Origin of the sequence: Streptomyces sp. XD-27, from assembly GCF_030553055.1 — a bacterium.
Taxonomy (GTDB): domain Bacteria; phylum Actinomycetota; class Actinomycetes; order Streptomycetales; family Streptomycetaceae; genus Streptomyces.
Genome location: NZ_CP130713.1, coordinates 4,938,206 through 4,958,147 on the forward strand (window position 1 = coordinate 4,938,206; position 19,942 = coordinate 4,958,147).

The 19,942-nt window shown below is 72.9% G+C and carries 13 protein-coding genes and 1 pseudogene; 8 read left to right on the plus strand and 6 right to left on the minus strand.

Annotation, left to right across the window (positions count from 1 at the left end; all coding sequences use genetic code 11):
- Positions 1-32 precede the first annotated feature (32 nt).
- The 4 genes from Q3Y56_RS21425 to Q3Y56_RS21440 all read right to left on the minus strand — a co-directional run bounded on the left by Q3Y56_RS21425 (position 33) and on the right by Q3Y56_RS21440 (position 3,897).
- On the minus strand, positions 33-1,214 hold the full coding sequence (locus tag Q3Y56_RS21425) for a PLP-dependent aminotransferase family protein (protein WP_304463474.1): 1,182 nt from the start codon (positions 1,212-1,214) through the stop codon (positions 33-35).
- A 295-nt stretch (positions 1,215-1,509) separates the two neighbouring features.
- A complete protein-coding gene (locus Q3Y56_RS21430) occupies positions 1,510-1,719 on the minus strand; it encodes a DUF397 domain-containing protein (protein ID WP_304463475.1) in 210 nt (69 codons plus the stop codon).
- A gap of 174 nt (positions 1,720-1,893) precedes the next feature.
- Positions 1,894-2,760, minus strand: coding sequence for a helix-turn-helix transcriptional regulator (locus tag Q3Y56_RS21435; protein WP_304463476.1), 867 nt, complete (start codon positions 2,758-2,760; stop codon positions 1,894-1,896).
- A 393-nt stretch (positions 2,761-3,153) separates the two neighbouring features.
- Complete coding sequence (locus Q3Y56_RS21440; protein ID WP_304463477.1) at positions 3,154-3,897, minus strand: GPP34 family phosphoprotein; 744 nt, start codon at positions 3,895-3,897, stop codon at positions 3,154-3,156.
- 256 nt (positions 3,898-4,153) lie between these two features.
- On the opposite strand from Q3Y56_RS21440, the gene Q3Y56_RS21445 reads away from it, so the two are divergent.
- The 6 genes from Q3Y56_RS21445 to Q3Y56_RS21470 all read left to right on the plus strand — a co-directional run bounded on the left by Q3Y56_RS21445 (position 4,154) and on the right by Q3Y56_RS21470 (position 14,392).
- Complete coding sequence (locus Q3Y56_RS21445) at positions 4,154-6,967, plus strand: D-alanyl-D-alanine carboxypeptidase (RefSeq protein ID WP_304463478.1); 2,814 nt, start codon at positions 4,154-4,156, stop codon at positions 6,965-6,967.
- Positions 6,967-7,416, plus strand: a complete 450-nt coding sequence (locus Q3Y56_RS21450) for a hypothetical protein (protein WP_304463479.1) — start codon at positions 6,967-6,969, stop codon at positions 7,414-7,416. The genes Q3Y56_RS21445 and Q3Y56_RS21450 overlap by 1 nt, the downstream gene beginning before the upstream one ends.
- Before the next feature lie 221 nt (positions 7,417-7,637).
- Entirely contained in the window at positions 7,638-9,608 is a 1,971-nt protein-coding gene (locus tag Q3Y56_RS21455; protein WP_304463480.1) for an MFS transporter, read from the plus strand.
- A gap of 117 nt (positions 9,609-9,725) precedes the next feature.
- The gene (locus Q3Y56_RS21460; RefSeq protein WP_304463481.1) at positions 9,726-10,127 is read left to right on the plus strand and encodes a hypothetical protein; all 402 of its coding nucleotides are present in this window, start codon (positions 9,726-9,728) and stop codon (positions 10,125-10,127) included.
- Between the two features lie 3 nt (positions 10,128-10,130).
- Positions 10,131-12,983, plus strand: a complete 2,853-nt coding sequence (locus tag Q3Y56_RS21465) for a vWA domain-containing protein (RefSeq protein ID WP_304463482.1) — start codon at positions 10,131-10,133, stop codon at positions 12,981-12,983.
- 38 nt (positions 12,984-13,021) lie between these two features.
- A complete protein-coding gene (locus tag Q3Y56_RS21470) occupies positions 13,022-14,392 on the plus strand; it encodes an extracellular solute-binding protein (protein ID WP_304463483.1) in 1,371 nt (456 codons plus the stop codon).
- Positions 14,393-14,554: 162 nt separating this feature from the next.
- Here Q3Y56_RS21470 and Q3Y56_RS21475 read toward each other — a convergent pair whose 3' ends face one another.
- Complete coding sequence (locus Q3Y56_RS21475; RefSeq protein ID WP_304463484.1) at positions 14,555-15,121, minus strand: CGNR zinc finger domain-containing protein; 567 nt, start codon at positions 15,119-15,121, stop codon at positions 14,555-14,557.
- Between the two features lie 137 nt (positions 15,122-15,258).
- Between Q3Y56_RS21475 and Q3Y56_RS21480 the strand changes: the two genes are divergently transcribed.
- The gene (locus Q3Y56_RS21480; RefSeq protein WP_304463485.1) at positions 15,259-16,653 is read left to right on the plus strand and encodes an MFS transporter; all 1,395 of its coding nucleotides are present in this window, start codon (positions 15,259-15,261) and stop codon (positions 16,651-16,653) included.
- A 10-nt stretch (positions 16,654-16,663) separates the two neighbouring features.
- Complete coding sequence (locus Q3Y56_RS21485; protein ID WP_304465720.1) at positions 16,664-17,902, plus strand: RNA-guided endonuclease TnpB family protein; 1,239 nt, start codon at positions 16,664-16,666, stop codon at positions 17,900-17,902.
- 120 nt (positions 17,903-18,022) lie between these two features.
- Here the strand turns inward: Q3Y56_RS21485 and recQ are convergent.
- Positions 18,023-19,879 (minus strand): annotated as a pseudogene (recQ, locus tag Q3Y56_RS21490) (DNA helicase RecQ); the annotation flags it as partial.
- Positions 19,880-19,942: the final 63 nt, after the last annotated feature.

Here is a 19,942-nt window from a genome sequence, read left to right on the forward strand (position 1 = left end):
CCGCCCGGTCCGTCCCCGGCCCGTCGGACAGGTCAGCGCAGCGCCTTCGCCAGGCGGCGCAGCCCCTCCTCGATCTCCTCCGGGGTGTGCGTCACGAACGACAGCCGCAGCGCCGCCGGGTTCGGGTCGCCCGCGAAGAACGGGGCCCCCGGCACGTAGGCCACGTCATGGGTCACGGCCACCCGCAGCAGTTCCATCGCGTCGCGGCCCTGCGGCAGCGACGCCCAGACGAACATGCCGCCTTCCGGCTCGTTCCAGCGCGAACCCTCCGGCAGTGCCTCGGGCAGGCCCGCGAGCAGTGCGTCGCGGCGCTCGCGGTACGCGCCGCGCACCCGCCCCAGGTGCGCCTCCAGGTCGGTGTCGGCCAGGTAGCGGGCGACCGCCAACTGCGCGATGGTCGACGTGTGCATGTCCGCGGCCTGCTTGGCGACGACGCAGGCGCGGTGCAGCGCCGCCGGGGCGCGCAGCCAGCCCACGCGCAGTCCGGGCGACATGATCTTCGAGTAGCTGCCGATCAGTACGGTGCGGTCGGCGGCCTCCGGGTATGAGGCTATCCAGGGCTGCGGCTCGCCGCCGTACCGCAGCTCTCCGTACGGGTCGTCCTCGAGGATCCACAGCCCGTGCCGCTCCGCCACCGCCGCGACCGCCTGCCGCCGCTCGGCGGGCAGGGTACGACCGGTGGGGTTCTGGAAGGTCGGGATGGTGTAGAGCGCCTTGGGCCGGTGGGCGGCGACCAGTTCCGCCAGCGCCACCGGGTCCAGGCCGTCGTCGTCCGACGGCACCGGAACGATCCGCGCGCCCGCGAACCCGAAGCACTGCAACGCCGCCAGATAGCTGGGGTTCTCCACCAGCACCACGTCCCCCGGCGCCAGCAGCGCCGCCGTCAGCAGCGAAATGGCCTGCTGCGAGCCGGTGGTGACGAGGAGTCGGTCCGTGTCGGTCGGCAGCCCGCGCGCGGTGAGCCGGGCGGCGGTGGCGGCGCGCAGCCCGGTCTCCCCCTCGGTGGTGGAGTACTGCAGCGCCTGCCGCGGGGCCTCGGCCAGGACGTTCCGGAAGGCCGCCGCCACGCCTTCGGCGTCGAAGAGTTCGGGCGCGGGCAGACCGCCGGCGAAGGAGATGACCTCGGGGCGGGCGGTCAGGGCGAGGACGTCGCGGATCAGCGAACCGGCCACGGAGGTGGCACGAGTGGCGAGATCGGGGACAGCGGCGCGCATGACGGGCTCCTTCGCTCGTGTGCCCGCGCGGAGACGGCGGGCACGGACGCATGAAGAAGATCCTACGAAACATGTTCAGCACGCAACGAGTTGTCCACTGGGCGGACGCGAATGCGGAGGAAATTCCATTCCGGAACACACAATGCGCGGCCGTGGAATCGGGAAACCGGGGGGTGTTTCGGGGAACCGGCGGGCGCGTGTAGTGAAGGGAAACAGCAACGGGCTCTCTCGGCAGGGACGGCGACCGGTCGAGAGAGCCCGCGAGGGGTGTTGCTACGTGGTGCGGACGAAATGATCAATCGATGTCGAACGCCCCACGCGTGACATCCGCGACGAACGCGGACCACGACTCCGGGGCGAAGCCGAGCACTGGTCCCTGCGGGTCCTTGGAGTCGCGCACGGCGACCGTCTGCGCTGTTGGTGAGGCCACTTCCACGCACGCACCATTGGCGCCCGAACGCGAGGACTTGATCCATGCGTACTGTTTTCCGAGCTGAATTGACACGTCTGCTCCGATGCGTTCGATCGATGTGCACCTCCTCCTTCAGGAGGCTCGATCGACGTTACGCGGCAACTTCTGGGCGCGGATGAGGCGTTCACCCTTCCGGATGGCATATTTCATCGGCTGCTTCCATGCCGTGGGCGTGGCGGTGTACGCTCCGCCGCCGCGCCGTCCGTCCTAATTCTTTCGGTCGCGGTACTGCTGCGCGACCATGGTGATGAACTGGCGGCTCTGGTCCACGTTCAGCGCCTGTGCCCGCAGATGCTCGTACATCATGCTGTAGCTCTGTACGTCGCTGAGCTTTTCCAGGTAGAGGTCGCTGGTGACACCTTCCAGATAGACCACGCTGGTGTCCGACTCATCCGAGAACTCCAGGATGGAGAACTGGCCGCTCAGCCCGGGATGCGCCCCCATGTCGAACGGGAGTGCCTGCACCGTCACATGCGGCTCGTAACTCATGTGGACCAGATGCTCCAGTTGGTCGCTCATGATCTGCGGACTGCCCACCACGCGGCGCATCGCCGCCTCGTCGACCACCGCCCACAGCCGCAGCGGACTCAGCGGATCGGTGATCCGGTCCTGGCGCCGCATCCGTACCTGGACGCGCTGGGCGATGTGGTCCGCCGGGGCCTCGGGAAGCCCGCCGCTGATGACCGCCTCCGCGTACTGCGGGGTCTGCAGCAGGCCCGGCAGGATCTGCGGCTCGTACACCCGCAGTGACGCGGCGTCGGTCTCGAAGCCGATGTACACGCTGTACGGGACGTCGCCGAAGGCGTTCCACCAGCCCTGCTGGCGGGAGTCCTTGGCCATTTGCATCAGCGATTCGACGAGATGCTTGTCCTCGACCCTGTACACCCGGCAGAGGTCGCGCACGTCGCGCTGGCTGATACTGCGGCGGCCGTTCTCCAGTCGGCTGATCTTCGACTGGGAGACCATCAGCTCCTCCGCCACCTCCTCCGCCGTCATGCCCTTCTCCTGGCGGAGCCTGCGCAGTTCTTGACCCAACCGGCGTCGCCTGACGGTGGGGCCGACGTTGGACGTCACGGGACGTGCACCTCCGGCTTCGTACTGCTGCTTCATGCTGGTCAGCAGCCTGCCACCAACGATCGGCAACGCGCTGGGAAACGGCCGCATAAAGTTCTCATCCGCACAGACCCGGTCGTCGATGTGGTATGGCCGGAAACGGCGCGGCGTGGCGCGGCGCGGTGGTGGTACGGCGCGGCGTGGTGCGCGGGTACCGCCGTCGCCGCGCGGAACGGCGCGCGGGGCGGCGGGCCGGCCGTCGTGCAGGCGGCCGGCCCACCGCCCCGCGCGTCACAGCGGCTCCCGTACCGGGTCAGTGGGGACTGCGGTGCGGTCGGTGGAACGTTCGAGCGTCGATCGGGCGTCCTGGGTGCCCTTGGGGTGGAGACCGGCGTACCGCGGCGTCGCGCGCGCTCAGCGCGCTCCGACGCGGGCCATGCCGCCGCGGCGGACCGGCTGCGCCGGCACCCCGGCCGCGGGCTCCGCACGGGCCCCGGACTGCCGTCCCGCGCCCGGCGCCCGCCTGGGCTGCGCCGCCACGCCGTTCTGCACATCCATCACGGCGTGCGCCACGAGCCCGCCCATCGGGTCGTGCCTGATCAGGTCCCGGAGCCGGGAGCGCGAAGAACGCCCCTCGTTCCCGGGGTAGAGGTGCTTGCCGAGGCCGACCGCGTGGGCCAGGGCGGCGAGCGCCGCGGTCCGCGGGTCCGGCGGCACGCCGGTGCGGATCGCGTTGTCCAGCCGGGCCCTGATCTCCCGGCTGATGGCCGTGTCCGTCGCCTGGTAGCGAGTCGTCGGCAGCACCCCGCACATCTGACCCGCCACGGCATGCACCATGCCGCACCGCTCCAGATGCGTGAGATACGTCTGGCGCAGCCCCAGCCGGGGCCCGCCGATCCAGTGGACGGCCCGCACCGGGCTGCCGCGGCGGCGCAGCAACTCGAGCGCGGAGTCCAATGTCGGATCTCCGGTCGGCCGTGGCAGCACCACGGCGATACGATCCCCGTCCGGGGCTATCCGTCCTGCCAGGGCCAGCTCCACTAGCTGCGCCCCGGCGAGACCCAGGTCGAGCGACTGCGGCTGCGCCGTGGTACCCGTGGCCGGGTCCAGGGCCAGCAGCAGAAGCTCCTCCGGAATTGTTCTGCGGCTCCTGCCCATCCATGCCTCCCCGCGTGGATGAATGACAGGGTGACCCCTCTCACATTGGGTTGTCGAGAGTGCGTGGGGGGTTAGGGAGGGAACCGGTAGGTATGTCGTTCTCGTCTAGCACGAGGACGGCGCCCTGAACGGGCTTTCCGGCTGCGCCGTTGCGCGGATGTGCGGCGGAGACACACGACACTGGTAAATGGTTCAACGGCGGGACGTCGCCATCGGATGGCGGACGTCCCGTGTGGCGCATGGCGAGGAGGCAGCGGTGGCGGGCGAGTCCCCCGACACGTCGGAGCAGCAGAAGTCGTCGGGGGAGGCGACTCGGGGCGAACGTGACCCGCGGCTCGCGGTCTTCCGTACGGCGGAAGCCTCCCGCGACGCCCGCGAGGAGCGCGGTGCGGAGGGCGCGGATCGCGCCGAGGGGTCCAGCGACGCGGAGGGCGTCGGCGATGCCGCTGGTGCCGACGGTGCCGACGGTCCCGGTGGCGCGGAGGAGGCCGACGGCCTGGGTGCGGACGCGAAGCCGGTGGGCGGCGCGGGTGCCGAGGCGTCCGGCGCCGCCGCCGAGACCGTTGACAACGATGTTCGCGAGAGCGAAGTGGTGAAGGCGGCGAACGCGTCGGACGGCAAGGACGGGCGCCCGGCCGCCGGGCCGCTGCCCGTCCGCCCCGGTGCGCGCGGTGGCGGCGCGGCGAAGAGCGCGGGCGACGGCGCGGCGGCCCGGTCCGCGGGCGAGTCGGGTGTTGCCGGTTCCGGTGCGGCCGATTCCGCTGCGACCGGCACCGGTACGGGTGGCTCCGGTACGGGTGGTGACGCGCGGCTGCGAGCCGCCGTCGCGGCCTGGGTCTCCGGTGCGAACGAGGACGAGGACGGCGCGAACGGCGAGACCGGCGAGGTCGGCGCGAACGGCGACGCGTCCCGGTCCGGGGCGGGTTCCGGCGCGGGCGAGACGGCGGACACGCCGGTCCGGACCGGCGGGGACGAGGCCGAGGGCGACGACCGCGACGACCTGGAGCGGCGGAACGACAGCCGGACCATGGTCTTCGGCACGATGCGGCAGAAGTCGGACGAGCAGCCCGTGGACCGGGCGACGGCCGTCTTCGGCACCGTACGCCCGACGTCCGGGGAAGCGGAGGCGGACCGGGCGGACGCGAACCGGTCCGAGGGCGCGGCGGAGTCGGCCGAGCGGAAGTCGGCGGACCGCGCCACGGCGTTCTTCGGCGCGGTACGGGCCAAGGAAGCGGAGCCGGGGCGGCCCGGCGGCCCGGGGGAGCCGGACGGCGAGTCCGCCGAGCCCACGTCCACCGAGCCCACGGCCGTCGACACGTCCGCCGAGCGGAGATCCGCGGACCGGGCGACGGCCTTCTTCGGCGCCGTACGGCCCAGGAACCCGGAGCCCACGGAGTCCGGCAAGCCGGGCAAGGGCCAGGATGCCGCGCCCGGTGATGACTCCGGCACCGGTACCGGTGCCGCCGGGAGCGAGGCCGACGACGAGAGCAAGGCCAAGGGCACGGGCGCCACGTCCGGTGACGGCGGTGGCTCGGCCGGTGCGCGGTCTTCCCGAGACCAGGCGACGGCGGTGTTCGGCACCCTGCGGCCTGCGGCCGCGGAGTCGACCGCCAAGCCGGGTGGCCGACCGGCAGCCGCACAGGACGCCGAGGACAAGCGCGACGCCGACGGCGCCAAGACCGCCGCCGACAGCTCCACGTCCGGCGACGGCGCCGGGGCCACCGGCGGTGCCGCGGCCACCGGCCGCGCCACGGCGGCCCCCGACAGTCCCAAGACCGCCGACCGCGCCAAGACCGCCGACCGCGCCAAGCCCGGCGACAGCACCAAGACCACCGGCGACCGCGCCGCGGCCACCGGTCGTGGCGGCAGCGGCAAGGCCGCCGCCGGCGGCGCGGGCACGTCGGCCGTCGACCAGCCCACCACTGCCTTCAAGGCTCTTGGTAGCCCGTCCGCCGGGCCCGACGCCAAGGACCGGACCGCCGAGCGCTCCGGCGGTGAGCCGTCCGCCGAGGGCGCCGGCTCGGGGCGGCCGAGCACGTTCGTGCCGCTGCGGTCCGCGGACGACCGCGCCACCGCCGCCAAGCCGCCGACCGCCGCGCCCGGTGCCGCCAAGCCGCCGTCGGCCGCCGCCGCGAAGTCGCCGTCGGCCCCGGCCGCGCCCGGCGCGCTGCCCGAGACCGAGCGGACCAAGCAGCAGCCGCTGCCGCCGGTGCCGCCGCCCGGGGAGCCCGCGCCGCTGGACCTGCTCGCCCAGCTGACGAACACCCCGCCGCCGCCGGAGACCCCGGCGCGCACCATCGTGCGGCGGTTCAAGATCTGGACGCCGCTGGTCATCCTGCTGGCGGTCATCCTCGGCACGGTGCAGGCGCTGCGCCCGCTGCCGGACCCCGAGCTCAAGCTCGCCGACACGGCCTCGTACACCTTCGGCGGCGACGCGTTCACGATGCCCTGGCCGCAGCAGGGCCAGGCGGCCGCCGAGGTCGAGGGCGTCGGCAGCCTGGGCTCCTACGGTCCGCAGAAGCCGGTGCCGATCGCCAGTGTCACCAAGGTGATGACGGCGTACGTGCTGCTCAAGGAGCGCCCGCTCAAGCCCGAGGACCAGGGCCCCAAGATCCGTATCGACGCCCAGGCGGGCTCCGAGTCCGACGCCAAGAACGAGTCGCGGGTGGAGGTGAAGGAGAACCAGGAGTACACCTACCGGCAGATGCTGGAGATGATGATGATCCCGTCCGGGAACAACATCTCCCGCCAGCTCGCCCGGTGGGAGGCCGGTACCGAGGCCGCGTTCGTGAAGAAGATGAACGCCGCCGCCAAGGACCTGGGGATGACCAACACCACCTACACCGATCCCAGCGGGCTGATGGCCGAGACCAAGTCCACCGCCGTGGACCAGCTCAAGCTGGCCAAGGCGGTCATGAAGGACAAGACCTTCCGGCAGATCGTCCGGACCCCGGACAAGGCGATCCCCGGCGTGCCGCAGCGCCTCATCAACAACAACGACCTGCTCCTGAAGCAGCAGGGCACGGCGGGCATCAAGACCGGCTCCAGCTCCCCGCGGGCGGCGCGCTGATGTGGGCCGCGTACCGGACGGTCGACGGCAAGGACCGGCTGATCCTCGGCGTCACCCTCCACCAGTACTACGGCAACAGCACCGACTCCAACGCCCACCTGCTGAAGGTGCTCCAGGTGAGCAAGCCGCAGATCGCCGCCGTACGCGACGCGCTGACCTCCGCCACGCTGGTGAAGAAGGGGCAGGTCGTCGGCCACGTGGACGACGGTCTCGGCGGCACCGTCCCGGTGGTGGCCACCAAGGACCTCAAGGCCGTCGGCTGGCCCGGCCTGAAGATCGCGTTCAAGCTGAGCACCGGCGGCAAGGCGGTCCCGCGCTCGGCCGACGCGGGCACGGTCGTCGGCACGCTGACCGTGGGGAGCGGCCCGGAGGCGGCCAAGGTCCCCGTGGCGCTCCAGGAGGACCTCGCCGAGCCGTCCTTCGGCGCGAAGCTGACCCGCGTCGGCTGAGGTTCGCCCGGCGACCACGCACCGGTGGTCCGCCCCACCGCCAGGACGGCGGCGGGGCGGGCCTACCGCCCCGCCAAGGCGGCGGGACAGCGACGCGTGCTAGCGTCGCGGGGCTCCGCCCCGGCCCTCGGCCCGCCCCTGCCGGGCGACGGAGGCCGGGAGAGCCGGGACACTGTTGTTGACGAGGGGGAGACCTCGGGGGAAGACGGGGAGAGGCGCAAGTGACCACCGTGGATCCGGCACGGGCCGAGAAGAGCGGCAGCCGTGCCGACGGCGCCGGCGGGCGCGTTCGCGTTCCCGGGCCGCGCCGCCCCGAGGAGACCGATGCCGACGCGAGCACCCGCGGCCCGGACGGCGCGGACACCGTCGGCGGTACGGAAACCCCAGCCGGTGCCGATGCCCCGGACGGCCGTGGCCAGGACACCCGTCCGGCGCCTGGCTGGCGCGGGCGTATCCGGAGCGTAATCTTCCATCCTGTGCCCGCCGCATTGATCCTCGCTGCGCTGCTGCACCTGCTGTGGGTCGTGCTGCTGGCCAACAGCGGTGGCGACCTGGCGGCCCAGGACGCGTGGGCGGAGTTCGCGCTCCAGCACCCGGACCTGGCGTACAACCTCAGCTGGTACGGCGGCATGCACCCCGTCTCGTACAGCGTCATCTCGCCGCATCTGATGGCCGCCCTCGGCGTCCGTACGACGATGATGATCGCGGGGACGATCTCGGCCGGGCTGCTGGCGCTGCTGGTCATCCGCAGCCGTGCCGTCACCCGGCCGATGCCGGTGGCGCTCTACGGCACGTTCGCACTGATCTGCAACGCCATCTCGGGCCGGGTCACCTTCGGGCTCGGCGCGATGTTCGGTCTCGGCGCCCTCGCGGTGATCTTCGCCTGGCCCACCAAGTGGCGCTCCCACCAGTGGAGCCACAAGGCCGCGCGGGCCTCGCTGGCCGCCCTGCTCTCCGCGCTGGCGACCATGTCCAGCCCGGTCGCGGGCCTGTTCGTGGGCGTGGTGGCCGCCGCCCTGTGGTTGACCAAGCGGCGCCCCGCCGCGTACGCACTCGGCGTCACCCCCGTGATCGTGGTCGGTCTTTCGGCCTGGCTCTTCCCGTTCTCCGGGACGCAACCGATGTCGATCGGGTCCGCGATCCTGCCGGTGGTCGCCGCCGTCGGCGCCTTCCTCTGCCCGAAGGAGTGGCGCACGGTCCGGGTCGGCGCCGTCCTGTACGGCATCGGCACCATCCTGACCTGGCTGATCCCCTCGCAGATCGGCACCAACATCACCCGCCTCGGCATGATCTTCGGCGGCGTGGTGATGCTGGCCGCGCTCACCACGTACCGGCGGCCCGCGCGCGAGGAGGTGCGCACGACGCCGTACGGCCGCAAGTGGCTGGCGCTCGTGCTGGCCCTGACGACGATCACCATCTGGCAGCTGGTGAAGACCGGCGACGACATCATCCACGCCAGGCCCGACGCGGCCTGGAACCGCGAGCTGGCGCCGCTGGTCGACCAGCTCAAGCGGGTCGAGGCCGACCGCGGCCGGGTCGAGGTGGTCCCGGTCCGCAGCCACCGCGAGTCCTCCGCCCTCGCCCCGTACGTCAACCTGGCGCGCGGCTGGAACCGCCAGGCGGACAAGGAGCGCAACCCGCTCTTCTACGAGGACGAGGACCGTCCGCTGGACCCGGACGCCTACCGGGCCTGGCTCAACCGGTGGGCCGTGCACTACGTGGTGCTGCCCAAGGACGAACCCGACCACGCCGCCAAACAAGAGGCGGAGCTGATCACGGGCGGCCTGCCGTACCTGCGCGAGGTGTGGTCGGACGGCAACTGGAAGCTGTACAAGGTCTCCGAGCCGACGCCGATCGCCGACCCGCCCGCCACGGTGGTGCGCGCGGGCGCCGACCAGCTGGAGCTCACGGTGGAGTCCGAGGGCCCGGTGCTCATCCGCATCCCGTACACGCGGTGGCTGGCCCTGGTCGACGCCGACGGCGACGGCCTCAAGGCCCCCAGCAGCGGCAAGCACGGCGGCCCGCCGGTCAACCGCAACGGCTGTCTGACCAACCAGGTCCAGAAGGCCGCCGACGGCGAGCCGGAGGACGAGTGGACGGTCCTGCACGCCCCGCACCCGGGGACGTACCGGATCGCCGCCCCCTACCAGATCCCGCCCGGCACGCCCTGCCCGGACGACATGGTGGAGTGACGGCCGGTATAACCGTGCTCCGCGCGACTCTGGCGCAACCACGCCGCGAGCCCTGAGACTTGGGACCGCGGACGCGCTCGGGGGAGACGCGCGCGACGAGGGGACGGGGACGGGGCTGTGCCACGACAGAGCATGGTGATCGACGTCAGAGGCGGTACGGCTCAGGACGCGGAGCTGCGCGGCATCAAGGGCTGGCTGCAGGACGAGGAGGACTTCACCCGCGACTGGGAGTTCACCGCCAGGCCCGTCCAGGGCACCGCCGGCGTCGCCCAGGAGCTGGCCATCGTCCTCGCCACCACGGTGCTGAGCGAGGCGGCCAGGTCACTGGTGAACGCGCTGGCGGGCTGGATCAGTACGCGGCGGCGGCTGGACCAGGGGGAGCCGACCGTGGTGGAGGTGCGGGTGCCCGGCCGCGCACCGGTGGAGATCACCGAGGACGACCTGACCGCCGAGAAGGTGCCGGATCTCGTCCAACGGATCCGGGAGGAGCTGGAAGCCGCGACGTCCGGCGAGGAGTGAGCGGTGACCGGACAGGTCCCGAACGCAGCCGGGTCCCGGGCACTGCTGGTCGGCATACCGTCCGTCCGCAAGGGCGGATTCGACGAGCTGCCGTATGTGGGCGCGGACCTCGCGGCCCTCAAGAGCGCGCTGTGCGAGGGACCGGACGCCCTCCTGGCCCCCGACCAGGTGCAGGTGCTGGAGTCCCCCAGCCGCGGCACCTGGTACCGGGAGCTGCAGAACGCGGCGGAGCACGCCGGCGATCTGCTGCTGTGCTACTTCGTCGGCCACGGCTACCGGCACGCGCTGCAGAACGTGCTCTACCTGGTCACGAAGGACGCCGACCTCGACGGTGATCTGAGCGGCACCGCGCTGGCCTGGTCCGATGTGCTGGCCGCCGTGGCCGGGGCCAAGGGCGGGCAGCCCGAGCGGGTCGTGTTCCTCCTCGACTGCTGCTACTCCGGCATGGCCGCCGAGGAGCACGGCGGCGGCGAGGCGGGCCACTACATCCTGGCCTCCACCCCGCGGACCAAGACCCAGCCGTCGAAGGCGGCGCCCGGCGGCCTGAGCTACTTCACCGACGCGGTCGTCACCGCGATGCGGGAGGGCGGCGCGGCGGAGACCGGCGGGCTGACGATGCACGAGCTGTTCAACCGGCTGCGCGCGCAGACGCCGACCTGGCCCACGCCCAACGTCACCGACGAGTGGGGGCCGCGCAACGGCAGCGGCGGGGACGGGCCGGACATCGTCGTCTCCCGCCGTACGGTGCGCGGCGCCGGTGCCGGTTCCAGTTCCAGTTCCGGTTCTGGCGAGAGTTCCGGCGCGGGTGCGGGTGCGGGTGCCGGTGGGGGTGCCGGTTCCGGCGCGGGCGCGGGCGGGCGGGCGAACGCGTCGCCGGGCGCGCGGCCGGCATGGCGGCCCGGAGCCTGGCGCGCGCGGCCGGCACGGTGGCCGAGGTCGTGGCGCGCAGGGTCGGCCCGGCGCCGGCGGACCGTCACCGCGGGCTTACTCGGCCTGGCGCTGCTCGCCGGAGCCCTGGTCCACCAGCTGCGGACCGGCGGCTCGTCGGCCGCCGCCTCGTGCCGACCGCCCCTGGAACTGCGGCTGCTGACCTCCACCGAGAACCGCGCGGCCGTGTCGCGGGCCGTCGCCGAGTACACCGCCTCCGCCGCCAACCGCCGCGCGCTGGACGCCGACGACCACGCCCCGGGCACCTGCCGCCGTACCAACATCACCGTCTACGACGCCGCGTCCGGCGACATCGTGGGCGCCTTCGGGGCCACCCGCACCTGGGCCGGGGCCGAGCAGCCGGGCTCCGGCGGCTGCCGGTCCGCCGACGGGGGCAAGGACGCGCGGAGCGATGGCGACGGCGACGGTGGCGACGGCGGTTCGTACGAGGCGCCCTGCCAGGACCCGCTCCAGGACGTCGGCCCGCAGCCCGACATCGTCTCCGTGGGCTCCAGCGCCGAACTGGGGCGCATCGACGAGCAGATGAGGCGCTCCCCAGGCCCGGCCTCACTCGAGAAGCTGGGACCGGCCGGATTCTCCCCCCTGGTGCTCGCCGTCCCGGCCTCGCTGGAGGACGCGTTGCGCGCGGAAGGCGTCGGCCGCACCGGCAGCACCTGGCAGGAACTGCTGACCGCGCTGCGCGCCGTCGACCGCGACCTGCCGCTGCTGCGCCCGGACCCGGCCTCCTCCGAGACCGGCCTGCTGCACACGATCGGCCTGTACGAGGCGCGGGACGGCGCGCTGCGCGGCGGCGCCGCACGCGATCCGGGCTGGGCGGAGGGCCGGGTGGACAGCCGTCACGTACCGGTGGCGGACGCCGACACCCTCGTCTGCGACCTCGCCACGGGCGCGGGAGGACTGCCCCGGCTCGGCAGGGCCGCCGTCCTGGTCTCCGAGAAGGCCGTGGCCGACTACAACCTCGGCAAGCGACCCCGCTCGACCTGCGACAACAGCAAGCCGCTCGACGACGACGAGCGGCTGCTCGCGTACTACCCCAAGGGCGTGCCCGCGCTCGACCTGCCCTTCGCCGAGGTGCGGTGGAAGGGCACCGGGGACAGCCTCCGGCGCGCCGCGGCCGTTCGCGCGTTCTTCACCTGGGTCATCGGGGAGGGCCAGGACCACTTCCTGGACGGGCTGGTGCGCGGCCACGGCGGCCGTACCCGCGGGCAGGCGTGGGCCGACCCCGAGGCGACCGGCGTGCTGGCCGAAGCCGAGGTGGCGGCCGACGAGCCCGACGGCGCCACCGCCGCCCGCGCGGCCGCCGACTACGCCGCCACCCTCGACCCGGGTCAGGTGCTCTTCCTGGTCGACAACTCCGGTTCCATGGCCGAGGGCGGGAAGCTCGGCACGGTGGACCGGGTGCTGCACCGCGCCCTGACCGCCCTGGGCCCGGAGGACCGTTACGGCATCTGGGCCTACCCGAAGTCCGCCGACGAGCCGGAGGCGGTCCGTACGGTGGTGCGGCCCGGCACCCGGGGCCTGGACCGGGGCGCGGCGCTGGACTGGGTGGAGTCGCTGTCCAGCGCCCGCATGGTCCCGAAGGGAGCCGCCGTCTACGAGGCCCTGGAGGCGGCGGCGCACGAGCTGCGCGGCGCCGAGTCCCCGGTGATCGTGCTGATCACCGACGGCGACAACCGCCCGGCGGGCGACGGGGTCGCCGACGAGATCAACCACTGGCACGAGGTGCGGGAGCGGCAGGCCACCCCGGACGTCCTGGTGGTGTCGGTCCGCCCGTCCGGCTGCGACGAACAGGCCCAGATCGTCACCGGCGGGGCGGACTCCTTCTGCTTCTCCGGGTCCGGGGAGAGCGTGGCCCGGCGCCTCGCGGACAGGCTCGGCGCGTACGTACAAGGAGGGGGCGCGCGATGAAGGGGCGCGTGACGAAGGGACGCGGGATGAGGGGAGCGGTGAGGAGCGCCGCGGGGGCGCTGCTCCTGCTCTGCGCCGCCTGCACCTCGGGCGGCGCGGAGGACGACGGGGCCGTGCCGCCGCCCGAGGGCACCGCGGGAACGGCCGCCACCCGCCACGTCCTGCGGGTGGCGACCGCCTCGGACGTGTCCGTCGGCCCGGTGCGCGAGCGGCTGATCGAGGCATGGGACAAGAGCCGCGACGACTACACGGTGGAGATCGTGAAGCTGCCGGTCGCCGCCGACGGGGTGCGCAGCCAGCTCGTCGCCGCCCTCCAGTCGGGCAGCGCCGACTACGACGTCGTCAACATCGACGTGGCGTGGACGGCGGAGTTCGCGGCGGGCGGTCTCATCCGCCCGCTGGCGGGCGGGCTGCCGGACGACATGTGGCCGCGGGTCGCCGAGACCGCCCGCTACGACGGGAAGACGTGGGCCGTCCCGTTCAACACCGACGCCGGCCTGCTCTATTACCGCACCGACGTCTGGAAGGACCGGAACTGGCGCCCGCCGAGCACCTGGGGCGCGCTGGAGCTGGACGTGATCAACGCGACGACCCCGGACCGCGCCAGGAAGCGCTTCGGACACGGCTACATCACCCAGCTCGGGCCCTACGAGGGCCTGACCGTCAACGCCCAGGAGGCGGTGTGGGCGCGCGGCGGCGAGCTGGTGAACGGCGCGGGAGAGGTGACGGCCGCCAGCGCCGAGGTGCAGAACGGCCTGGCCGACCTGTACCGCCAGTACGAGCAGATCATGCCCAAGGGGCTGGCGCGCACCGCCGACGAGCACGACAGCATGGTCGCGTTCCGCGACGGCAAGGTCCCCTTCATGCGCAACTGGCCGTACGTGTACAACCTGCTCGACGCGCCGGGCTCGAAGGTCCAGGGCCGTTTCGGGGTGGCGCCGCTGCCGGGCCGCGGCGACGGCAAGGCCGGCGTCTCGGTGCTCGGCGGCCAGAACCTCGCCATCACCGCGAACAGCGAGCAGTCGCCCGCCGCACGGGAGCTGCTGGACTATCTGACCCGGCCCGAGCAGCAGCGCTGCCTGCTGGAGTACGGCTTCGCGCCGGTCCTCAAGTCGTCGTACGACCCGTCGAGCACGGCCGCGTGCGCGCTGCCGAGGGAGCCGGGCGGCGGAGGCGGGGAGGAGCAGGGGGCCGGACCCGAGCGCTGGAAGGACGGGCTCCCGCCGTACGCGGCCCCGCTGCGCCGGGCGCTGGAGACGGCGCGCCCGCGCCCGGTGACGCCGTACTACGCGGCGTTCACCGAGCTGGTCCAGACGGAGGTGCACGGCCTGCTGACGGACGGCACGGACCAGGAGACGGTCGCGACGGAACTGTCCCGGCGGCTGCGGCCGGTGATGAAGGGCGGCTGACGCGGCCGGACCGGCCGCCGAGGACCGGGCGCCTCCTTCGGCACCGGGACCGGCGGCGGTGACCGGGGCCGACCTCGGTCGGGGCGGGTGTTGGCGGCGGTGACCGGGGCCGCCCTCCGTCAGGACCGGCGCCGCCGGCGGGGACCAGGGGTCAGGACCCCGTCAGGACCTGCCCTGGCGTGACCGCTCGGCGGCGGCCGCCTGTCGCAGCGCGTGCGTGCGGGCCTTGGCGCGGTTGCCGCACACGGACATCGAGCACCACCGGCGGCTGCGGTTCTTGGACACGTCCCAGAACACCTCCGCGCAGGTGTGCTCGGCGCACCGCTTGAGCCGGGCGGCCTCTCCGGTGGCGATCAGCCGCGCCCAGGCGAGCGCCACCGCGGCCAGCGCCCGCCGGACCGGCGGCAGCCCGGGGCCCGGGGTGTCGGCACCGCCGACCACGGTGACCAGGACCGGCAGCATGCCCAGCGCTTCGTCGGCCGCCGCGACCAGCGCCGGATCGGGCAGGTCACCGACATGCGTCCCCAGCACCTCGCGGAGTCCGGCGCGCAACCGCAGCGCGAGGGCGTGGTCCTCGGCGGTCACGCGGCGGGCCCGGTCGAACAGCCCTTGGTCGAGCAGCCAGGTGGCGAGCCCGGCAGGCGAGGCGAGGGCGTCGGTGCCCGCGTCCACGTCGAGGGTGTTGGCGAACGCCTCGATGAGTTGGGCCGAGGCCGGGGCCTGGAGCATCTGTCACCTCCCTGGCCTCCCACCCTACCGCTCTAACCGGCTAACGGTTTTGGTGGTGGCGCGCGAGCCTCGTCCTGTGCCAGACTCGTATCCATCAACCGGCTAACGTGATAGGCGGTTAGGGAGGGGGAGGGTTGATGGTCGGACAGGCCGTGCTCTCCGCGCCGGGAGGCGGCGCGGAGACGGGTGCCGTCGAGCCGGGCCCGGCCGCCGAGGAGCGGCGCGGCAGGCGCAACACCGTGGTCCTGCTGGCGTTCACCGCGATCACCAACCTCGCGGACGGCGTCACCAAGATCGCCCTGCCGCTGCTGGCGGCCCGGGAGACCGGGTCGCCGACCCTGGTGGCGGCGGTATCGCTCACCTTGTCGCTGCCCTGGCTGCTGGTCGCCCTGCATGTCGGCGTCCTGGTCGACCGGTGCGACCGCCGTCGGCTGCTGTGGGCCGCCGACGCGACGCGGCTGCTCGCGGTGGGCGCGTTGTTCTGGGCCGCCACGGGGGATCGGCTGTCCATACCGTTCCTTTGTGTGGGTGGCGCGCTCCTCGGCGTCGCGGAGGTCGTCGCTCTCACCGCGGCCGGCGCCGCGATCCCTTCCCTGGTTCCGCCCGCCGGACGGGAGCGTGCCAACGCGTGGATCGCCGGGGCGGAGACGGTCTGCAACGAGTTCTGCGGACCGTTCGTGGGCGGACTGCTGCTCGCGGCAGGGGCGGGCTTCGCCCTCGGTATGACGTGGGCGTCCTACCTCGCGTCCTCACTGCTGCTTCTGCTGCTGGTGGGCCGGTTCCGGGCGGTGCGACGGCAGCCCGAACAGGGGCGGGCTCCCGAACAGGGCTGGGCTGAGAGCGGGGGTGGCGACGGCGATGGCCGGTCGGTCCACCGGGACATCGCCGCGGGGCTGCGTTTCGTATGGCGGCAGCGGCTGCTGCGTACGATGTCGTTCATCCTCACGGTCCTGTGCGCCTGCTGGGGCGGGTGGCTGGCGCTGATGCCGCTGTACGCCACCACGACCATGGGGCTGACGGCGCGTGAGTACGGCACCGTCCTGAGCGCGCTCGGCCTCGGCGGCCTCATGGGCGCCGTCGTCGTCACCCGGCTCAACCGGTGCCTGGGGCGCCGCCGGGTGATGTTCGCCGATCTGATCGGCACCCTGGCGATGATGGCTCTGCCCGCCCTCACCACCGACTTGTGGGCCGTCGCCTTGGCCACGTTCGCTGGCGGGATGGGCGGCACCCTGTGGTCGGTCAACGCCCGCACCCTCAGCCAGCAGCTGGTTCCCGACCACATGCTCGGCCGCACCAACGCGGTCAGCCGCCTCTTCAGCTGGGGCGCCATGCCGGTCGGGGCGGGAGCGATCGGCGTCCTGGCCGAGTGGCTCGGCCCGCGACCGGCGTTCCTGGTCTTCGCGGTCGCGGTGGCCGCCACCGTCCCGTTCTTCCTGCGGGTGCCGATACCGGGCCCGGCGGACCGCCATCCCGGTCAGCCGTTATCGAAGATGTCGCGCAACTCCAACTCGACTGTCAAAACCGGCCATTAAGGTGATCGGCGTGCAGCTTCGGTACGGCTTCCGCATGTACCCGAATGGGCCTCAGCGCGCTGAGCTGGCACGGGCGTTCGGGTGTGCGCGGGTGGTCTACAACGACGCCCTGAGGGCGCGGGAGGCCGCCCGCGAGCAGAGGCTGCCGTTCCCGAAGACCGGGGACCTGTCCAAGCAGCTCATCACCGACGCGAAGAACACCCCGCAACGGGCCTGGCTCGGCGAGGTGTCCGCCGTCGTCCTTCAGCAGTCCCTCAGGGATCTGGATACGGCGTACCGGAACTTCTTCGACGGCCTGAAGGGCAAGCGTCCCCGCATGGGCGCACCCCGGTACAAGTCACGGAAGGACACCCGCCAGGCGGTACGGTTCACCGCGAACGCCCGATGGAAGATCACGCCGGGCGGCAAGCTGTCCCTGCCGAAGATCGGCGACGTGCGGGTGAAGTGGTCACGTACCCTGCCCTCGACACCGTCCACGGTGACGGTGATCAAGGACAGCGCAGGGCGGTACTTCGCCTCCTTCGTCGTGGAGACCGGCCCGGAGGAAGTCCTGCCGCAGGCGGCTCACGAGGTGGGCATCGACCTGGGTCTCGGGCACTTCGCGGTCCTGTCGGACGGGACGAAGATCAACTCTCCGCGCTGTTTGCGCCGGGCGGAGAAGCAGCTCAAGAAGGCGCAGCGCGCCCTGTCCCGCAAGGAGAAGGGCAGCAAGAACCGCGATAAGGCCCGGCATCGGGTCGCCCGCGGGCATGCGCGAGTGGCCGACGCGCGGCGCGAGTTCCACCACCAGCTCTCCACGAAGCTGATCCGCGAGAACCAAGCGGTTGCCGTGGAGGACCTGGCGGTGAAGGGACTCGCCCGCACGCGCCTGGCCAAGTCCGTGCACGACGCCGGATGGTCGGCGTTCGTGGCCATGCTGGAGTACAAGGCCGCACGGTATGGACGCACCTTCGTGCGCATCGGCCGGTTCGAGCCCACCAGTCAGGTGTGCTCGGTGTGCGGCGTGCAGGACGGCCCCAAGCCCCTGCACGTGCGCGTCTGGACGTGCGGAGCCTGCGGGGCCGTCCTGGACCGGGACATCAACGCGGCGGTCAACGTCGCCAAGGCGGCCGGACTGGCCGTGTCTGCCCGTGGAGCGCAGGTAAGACCGGGATCTTCGATCCCGGCGCAGCGCAGCGAAGCGGGAACCCACCCGAAGCTCCCCACCTCCTTCGCACGGTGGGAGCAGGCGGGAACCTCTGGCCTTTAGGCCAGGGAGGATGTCAACAGTCCAGGTCGTCCTCGGGGGCGGGGGCGGTTCCTCCTCCGGTGGGGCGTCGTCCGGGAAGCCGTCCGCCTCCGGGGCCGCGGCCGCGGGCACGGCCCCGTCCGCCAGGACGTCCAGGATCTGCTGGCCGTACTTCGCCAGCTTGTTCTCGCCGACGCCGGTCACCGTGCCCAGGTCGGCCAACGTCAGCGAACCGGTGCCCGGCGCCAGCGTCGCGATCCCGCGGAGGGTCGCGTCGTGGAAGATCACGTACGCGGGCACGCCCTGCTCCTTCGCGGTCGCCGCCCGCCAGGCGCGCAGCCGCTCGAAGACCGGCACGGCCTCCTCCGGCAGGTCGGCCGGCGCGGCCCGGCGGCTCTTGGCCGCCTTCTCCGCCTTCGCGGCGCGGGCCGTCCGCTCCGGTTCGCGGCGCAGCATCACCGTGCGCTGCCCGCGCAGGACGTCCCCGCTCGCGTCGGTCAGCACCAGCGTGCCGTAGTCGCCCTCGACGGCCAGCAGGCCCTGGGCGAGCAGCTGCCGCACCACGCCGCGCCACTCGGCCTCGCGCAGCTCGGCGCCGATGCCGAAGACGCTCAGCGCGTCGTGGTCGAACTGGATGACCTTGGCGGTCTTCTTGCCGAGCAGGATGTCGGTGATCTGGCCCGCGCCGAACTTCTGGTTCCGCTCCCGCTTGAGCCGTACCACGGTCGACAGCAGCTTCTGCGCGGGAACGGTGCCGTCCCAGGAGGCGGGCGGGGTCAGGCACGTGTCGCAGTTGCCGCAGGCCTCGCTGGCCTGCCCGAAGTAGCCCAGGAGCTGCACACGGCGGCATTCGACGGTCTCGCAGAGGGCGAGCATCGCGTCGAGGTGGGCGGACAGGCGGCGGCGGTGGGCGTCGTCGCCGTCGGAGCCGTCGATCATCTTGCGCTGCTGGACGACGTCCTGGAGCCCGTAGGCGAGCCAGGCCGTGGACGGCAGCCCGTCGCGCCCGGCGCGGCCCGTCTCCTGGTAGTAGCCCTCGACGGACTTGGGCAGGTCGAGGTGGGCCACGAAGCGCACGTCCGGCTTGTCGATGCCCATGCCGAACGCGATCGTGGCGACCATCACCAGACCGTCCTCGCGCAGGAAGCGCGCCTGGTGCGTGGCGCGCGTGGCCGCGTCCAGCCCGGCGTGGTACGGCAGCGCGGCGATGCCGCTGTCCACGAGGAACGCGGCGGTCTTCTCGACCGAGGCGCGCGAGAGGCAGTAGACGATGCCCGCGTCGCCGGGGTGCTCGGTGCGCAGCAGCTCCAGAAGCTGCCGCTTGGGCTCGTTCTTCGGCGCGATGCGGTACTGGATGTTCGGCCGGTCGAAGCTGGCCACGAAGTGGCGGGCGTCCTGGAGCTTGAGCCGGGAGGCGATCTCCGCGTGGGTGGCCTCGGTGGCGGTGGCGGTCAGCGCGATACGGGGCACGGTCGGCCAGCGTTCGTGCAGCGCGGACAGGGCGAGGTAGTCGGGGCGGAAGTCGTGGCCCCACTGCGCCACGCAGTGCGCCTCGTCGATCGCGAACAGCGCTATGGTGCCCCGGTCCAGCAGCGCCGGCGTGGACTCCACCCGCAGCCGCTCGGGCGCCAGGTAGAGCAGGTCCAGCTCCCCCGCGAGGAACTCCGCCTCGACCAGCCGCCGCTCGTCCAGATCCTGCGTCGAGTTGAGGAATCCGGCCCGCACGCCGAGCGCCTTGAGCGCGTCGACCTGGTCCTGCATGAGGGCGATGAGCGGTGAGATGACGACGCCGGTGCCCTTCCGTATCAGGGCGGGGATCTGGTAGCACAGCGACTTGCCGCCGCCGGTCGGCATGAGCACGAGCGCGTCACCGCCGCCCGCCACATGCGTGATGATCTCCTGCTGATCTCCGCGGAACGCGTCGTAGCCGAAGACTCGGCGCAGCGTCCGCAGGGCTTCGCTCGTCTCGGGACCGTCGGCCAGGTCGGGGGAGGACATCCGGGCATTCTACGAGCGGCACGGCACCGGACGCCGGGCCATGACCGGAATCCGTACCGTCAC